Annotated in this window: 4 protein-coding genes and 1 pseudogene; all 5 read right to left on the bottom strand. The window is 57.0% G+C overall.

Annotation, left to right across the window (positions count from 1 at the left end):
* Positions 1 to 36: 36 nt before the first annotated feature.
* Positions 37 to 876, bottom strand: a complete 840-nt coding sequence (locus F1193_RS16735; RefSeq protein ID WP_210247394.1) for a site-specific DNA-methyltransferase — start codon at positions 874 to 876, stop codon at positions 37 to 39.
* Positions 877 to 886: 10 nt separating this feature from the next.
* Positions 887 to 1,765: a DNA damage-inducible protein D gene (gene dinD, locus F1193_RS16730; protein ID WP_150098927.1), complete on the bottom strand. Its 879-nt coding sequence runs from the start codon at positions 1,763 to 1,765 to the stop codon at positions 887 to 889.
* Between the two features lie 4 nt (positions 1,766 to 1,769).
* Complete coding sequence (locus F1193_RS16725) at positions 1,770 to 2,582, bottom strand: hypothetical protein (RefSeq protein ID WP_150098926.1); 813 nt, start codon at positions 2,580 to 2,582, stop codon at positions 1,770 to 1,772.
* A gap of 19 nt (positions 2,583 to 2,601) precedes the next feature.
* Entirely contained in the window at positions 2,602 to 5,454 is a 2,853-nt protein-coding gene (locus F1193_RS16720; RefSeq protein WP_150098925.1) for an SNF2-related protein, read from the bottom strand.
* A 348-nt stretch (positions 5,455 to 5,802) separates the two neighbouring features.
* Positions 5,803 to 5,993 (bottom strand): annotated as a pseudogene (locus F1193_RS17340) (hypothetical protein); the annotation flags it as partial.

Raw genomic sequence — 5,993 nt, 5'->3', positions numbered from 1 at the left:
AGGCCTTCGTCACCCTCGCCGCCATCCAGCTCGCCGTCAGGCGCCTCGCCCGATAGTAGGCTTTTGAGTCAGGCTCTTATCTACGGCAAGACGTTCGACCTCTTCTTTGTTGTGTCGCCAATTGGTTCCGTTTCGTGGAAAGACCACTTCTCCGGTGTATGGGTTCTTGATGCCGAACGTTAGGCTTTGGACGAAGCGACCGCCTTTTGCGTTGGCAGTCATATCAATTTTTCTGAAGGGTCCGCGTATATCTGGGCCTTCGACCTCAGTAAAAACTTGGTACTGAGCATCAGCCTTTTCGGTTCTCTCCATTAGATTGAAGGATAATTCAGCTCGAGTCTTTGATGCTTGGTCATCACGGCGCTTCGCATAGACAAGAATATGGTCATGAATGGCTCCGATCTTGCGATCATTGGGCGCTCCATCTCGCTTCTTCCATATAATATTTGAAATGAAATTCGCTCTTCCAAATATCTCATCGCACAGCACTTTAAGATAGTGTGCCTCGTTGTCGTCGATGGTAATCCAAAGTGAGCCGTCATCAGATAGGAGCTTGCGGATTATCTCCAGACGATCACGCATCAGCGACAGCCACAGCGAATGTTCAACGCCGTCATCATAGTGGTCGAATGCGGAGCCGGTATTGTAGGGCGGGTCGATGAAGGCGCATTTCACCTTGCTGGCATAATTCGCCTCCAGAGCCTTGAGCGCGAGCAGATTGTCTCCTTGGATCAGCATGTTGTCGAAGAGGTCGCCTTCGCGCTTTGAGGCGGCGTGATGACTCTTCAATGGGTCTTCAACGAGAATGCGCGGCTCCAGGCGTGGGCGTTCGTCCTTGCCAATCCATGTCAGTTCCAGCTTCGGTTTGCGGCTCACGGTCTGTCCTTCAGTCTTCTTTGGCGGCGTCGCCGAGCAGGCCCGCAGCGTCCTTGTCGTCGAGCGCCAGCTTCGGCGTCGCCGCTTTCACGCGCTTTTCGACCTGCTTGATGTGCTCATCCGGTGGAATTTGCTCGGGCAGTGTACCCCCGATGCGCTTGATCGCCTCGCGCACTTCCTGGCCCACGACCTCGTGGGTGCGGATCGCCCGAGCCTCTGTTTTCACCGCATCGCGTGCCAACTTGTCGCGCGTCTGTGTCATGCGGAACTGGTTGGCCGCAAGTTCCGTGGCGTTCATCCGGTCCATCAGAGCGTCCTTTTCAGGGATACCCTTCTTGGCCTTGATCGCCGTGTTGCCGAGCCCACCATAGAGGCCCTTGTAGCCCGCATCGTGGAACACGCCGAACATGCGGTCCTGCACGCCCGCTTGCCGTGCCGCGCCGGACAACGCCTTGAACTCCTCGCCGGCCTGCTTGCGCAGTTCCAGCCGCTCCCTATCGGCAGCGAACTGGTCGGAGAGTTCCTGCCGCCGCGCCTGAATGGCGAAGTATTTCTGCGCGTTGGCGATCTCGGGCTTCCGCGGATCGCCATTCTGCGCGATCAGATAGCAGGCGAAGCGAGACAGGTGGAAGTCGTCCACCTCGCGCTGCCCGCCCTTGCCGATCTCGATCATGTTGCCGGCGGCGGCAAAATGATAATCGGGATTGTTTCCAGAAGCTTGGCACGACTCGATTGCACGGCTGATAGCCTCCGCGAACCGCCGCCACTGGCTATAGCCAAGCAATGGCTGGAGGTCGCGAGCGCTCCAGTATTCCGCACCGTGCTCGTTGGTCCGCTTCAGGTCCTCGAAGGCGCGTGCGCCAAGCGCTGGGAGCTTATCCGTCGACATGCTCTCACTCATCTCGTTCGTGCTGGAAAGGACGCATCTGGGCGAGACGCTCAAGGGTTCGCCCGGCAAGGCCGCCATCGTGCCACGGGTGGCGTGTGAAGCCTGGGTCGCGATTGACGGGAAGTCGGCAGTCGACACGCTGGAGAACCGCACTCCGTGCTCGCCAGCGGACGACATAGAGTACCTCAAGCTCACCGTGATCGGTGAGCGAGTCCATGACGGCCGTTTCGAGGCCACCGGTCGCGGCCCGCATCTCCCGGAGCTTCTCGCGCATGCCCTGTGCCAGTTCGTCCGGCATTTCCAGCAGGCGCTTCAACCGGGCGTCGATCTCGGCTCGCCGCTCCGGCATCACAGCGGATTTTCGCCGCTCGGCCCGTAATTGCCGGATCACCGTCCAGAGCTTTGCCTCGAAGGCGGCGCAATCGGCCTCGAAGGATGCGATCTTGCCGTCATTCGCGGCCTCGGCCTCCTCAAAATGACCCAGGCTTTCAAGGTCCGTGGTGCCAAGAAAATCCCAATAGAGCGCGTCCAGACGGTCTGCGAGCGACTCGGGTGGCTTCACCTCCGCGTCCCGCGGAAAGCCGGCAGGGATGTTCAGCAGACGTGCAGCCATCTCGGGCGAATACGCCTCGCCATGATCGCTGACCGCAGCAACCAGCGTTTCCGATACGAACCCGAAGGGCGTCATCAGTCGCGCCTCCGCGACCATGAGCCAGCCGGAGCGATGCCGGAATGGCGCGACTTCCCAGCTCGGCCCATCATACCCCGCAAGATGGATATCGACCTCCACCGGGGACGACTCGAGTGAAAAGCCCATGGCGCGCAGCCTTCGGCAATCATGGAGCCAGTTCCCAGCGGATCAGGAAAACCGGAGTAACAAGCGGCTTAACCTTCAGACTCTCCTCGATCTCGTCCAGGAGGTCGTCGGCGTCTTTGCGGATGTCCTTACGTCGGGCGAACATCGCCATGCGCAGGTCGTCACGCTTGCTCTCCAGTCGTTTGATGGCGCGCTTCATCTCGAGCTTATCTTGAAGTCCCCCGACGCTGCGACTTTCTTTTCGTTTAAGCTTGATATCGTCCTCTAATAGCTTGATCTCGGCTTCCGCCGCCTTCTCCAAATCCTCGGCGTACGCGTCGAGCTTTTCTTCTTCCCTGGCGAGATGCTCGGCGTTATTTGCCTCCGCTTCCTTCAGCTTTGCTTTTACGAGCAGCGCTTCACGTTTGGAGAGGTCATCGTGGGGTGGCGCATAGCCAAGCTCCATCCTCGCTTCGCCGGGGATGCGGAACAGTCGATCCAGCGTGTCTTGGGACACCTCGGTGCCATCGTCAGCGGTCGCTGCGATCACGAGATGCTCAACGTTGCGCTTCGCTGTTTTGATCGCCAGCCGGGCGACCTGCAGCCAGCCAGACTTGCCGATGTGGAGTTTCACGTCTGATAGCTGCCCGTCGCCGGGATAGGCCGCGTACGAGAACTTGACCGTGCAGATCGGGAGCTGGCGTGCCTTCGCGGTCTCCACCAGCTCTTGTGCGAGATTACCGTCGGCGAGGCGGAAGAACCGCCAGTTCATGTCGTCGGCCAGTGGCCAGCCCGTCGTGAAGGTGTGACCGTTGTGCGTGAAACACGGGCTGCCATCGTCGTGGTCATAGAAATGCGCTTCAGGAAGTTCTGCCTTAGCGATGGCGATTAGCCGCTCCTCGAACTCGCCAAGGACACGCTTCAGAACCTCCTTGCGGTCCGAAAGACGCTTCACGACATCCTGGTCGAAGTGGCCCATGAGTTTAGCTCGCGCATCAAGCACCTCGGCCTTGATCTTCTCATCAAGCGCAGCCTGCAGCTTATTGAAGGCGTCGTCGATCTCATCATTGGTCCGCGTTGTCTGGACGATCGCGAAGACGCACTTCACGAAGTCTGTGCCCCTTTCGATTGAGCCGAGGACCTCATCGCTGGCCCCGAACACTCCGCTGAACAGGTGAAACTTGTTGGTCAGCAGCTCAAGAATGCGTTCCTCTGCCCGGTTTTTCAGGTTGAGGAAGTTGATGACCATGACGTCGATCTTCTGGCCATAGCGGTGGCACCGTCCGATGCGCTGCTCTACCCGCTGCGGGTTCCACGGGAGATCGTAGTTGATGAGCAGCGAGCAGAACTGAAGGTTGATGCCTTCAGCACCTGACTCGGTGGCAATCAAGATCACCTTGTCGTTTTTGAACGCTTCGACGATGGCCGCCTTCATGTCGGCTGTCTTGGAACCGGAGATAGCGTCGGTTCCCGCATGACGCTTCTTCCAGTCCCCGTAGATCACCTGACTAACGGCGTCGCTGTTTGAGCCGTTCATCAGAACGATCTGGCCATCGTAGCCGTTCGCGGATAGCAGTTCGGATATATATTTCTGTGTCCGCACTGACTCAGTGAAGATCACCGCTTTCCGCAGGCCGCTTTTCTCCTCAATCTTATCGAGGACTTCTCTGAGAGCGGTGAGCAGTTTTTCGCCCTTGGCATTTTGTTTAATGCTGCGAGCGAGGTCACGATACGCTGTTAACTCGACTATTTCCGCCTTCAGCTGGACGGGGTCAATGGCGACCTTTGCATCTTCTGTGCCATTGTCATCGTCGGCGTCCGCGCTCCATTCCTCGGTCAACTCGTCCGTGGTGTCGATGTCCGAAAGATCTTCGGGTTCGACCGGCTCCAACTTCTTGAGCCGTTCAATAATCGCGGTGAGGGTATCCGCTACAGCGAACGTTGAAGATCCAAGTATTTTTCTAACGACCAGGGTGATAAGCTGATTGGGTTTACCACCAAAGCCAATCGTATCCTTGCGCTGGAGATAAGCCGAAAGACCCGAGTAGAGCTTCAGCTCGTTATCATGCGGCTCAAACGTGAATGTTGTCGGTATCCTCTTCGTATAATTGATGTGCCCTGCCGCCTGAACGTCTTTCCTTAGCGTCCGAAAGCAGATTGGCTTGAGCCTCTCTCGCAGGATCGCAAGACTCGCTGGCGTCGGTTTGCCGCCGTAGTTAATTTTAAAACTTGTTTCATCTCCGAAAAGACGATCGTCGATGACAGACACAATTCCAAACAGCTCCATTATAGAGTTCTGAAGTGGCGTCGCAGTCAACAAAAGCTTGAAGTGCTTCTTCAAAGCTCGCTGCAATGCCTTGGCCCTCTTGGACGCTCCTTTTTTATAGACATTGCGAAGCCGATGGGCTTCGTCGAAAATCACGAGGTCCCATCCAACCGCGACGATCTCTTCTTCCTTTTGCGCGGCGAACTCGTAAGACGTAACGATAATCTTACCTTCGTTATGGAACGGGTGCTTATGGCCCTGCTTCTTGGCTTCATTGAAGCTCTTAGCTTCGAGGATCAGGGCTTGGAGCCCGAATTTCTCACTCAGCTCTTGTGTCCACTGCTTGCGCAGTGAAGCTGGGACGATCAGCAGTATACGCCTACGCTTCTCTGCCCATCTCTGCGCAATGACAAGACTCGCCTCAATGGTCTTTCCAAGACCTACTTCATCTGCAAGGATTGCGCCGCGCATGACAGGTGGCTGCAACGCGAAGAGGGCTGCATCAACTTGATGGGGGTTCATTTGAACCTTAGCTGTTGACAACGACTTCGCAAAGGCATCGTCATCGACCCCATCAAGCGTAACTCGATGAGCAAGATATTTGCTATGGTAGCGCGTGAACGACATCTGCAATGTTCTCTGAGTCGGCCTGCACGTTAGGATAGGCCTGGAACGCAGAGCCGATACAGCTTGTATGCCGCTAAGCATTATTACGCGGATTTTGTGTTCCTAGCTGTATCGCGTTGCGATTGATCCCCGCAAAGGTAGAAAACGGCATGAATTTCAGGCGCTGTCTCCTCTCTGCTCATCAGTGACGCTACGTCTTCGTAGAAATACCTAGTCGCTTGGCAAGGTAATTTCTTCGACGTTGAAGCTCCTTGCTCAAGCTTCTTCAACTAAAGGTCTTCCGAGGAGATCTCCGTAACGGTTCGACGGCCCACCATCGCACGAACGCCCTAATCCGGCTTCGTCACATCAATCACGATGATGGCGGTTCGCGCCCTGCGGTCGGCCGGGAGACGCGCGTACAACATCGCTTCCATCTCCGCCGCAGACATGGGGCGCGGCTGGCCATCCGGTGGGAGTGGGATCGCAGGCGTCCACCATGAACTCGGCGCACTCGCCAGCCCGGCAGCGGATCAGCTCGATCATCCAGCGCGCCCGCC

Source organism: Blastochloris sulfoviridis, assembly GCF_008630065.1.
Taxonomy (GTDB): Bacteria; Pseudomonadota; Alphaproteobacteria; order Rhizobiales; family Xanthobacteraceae; genus Blastochloris; species Blastochloris sulfoviridis.
Note: the sequence above shows the minus strand (reverse complement) of the source record. Positions and strands in the feature narration are given on the sequence as shown.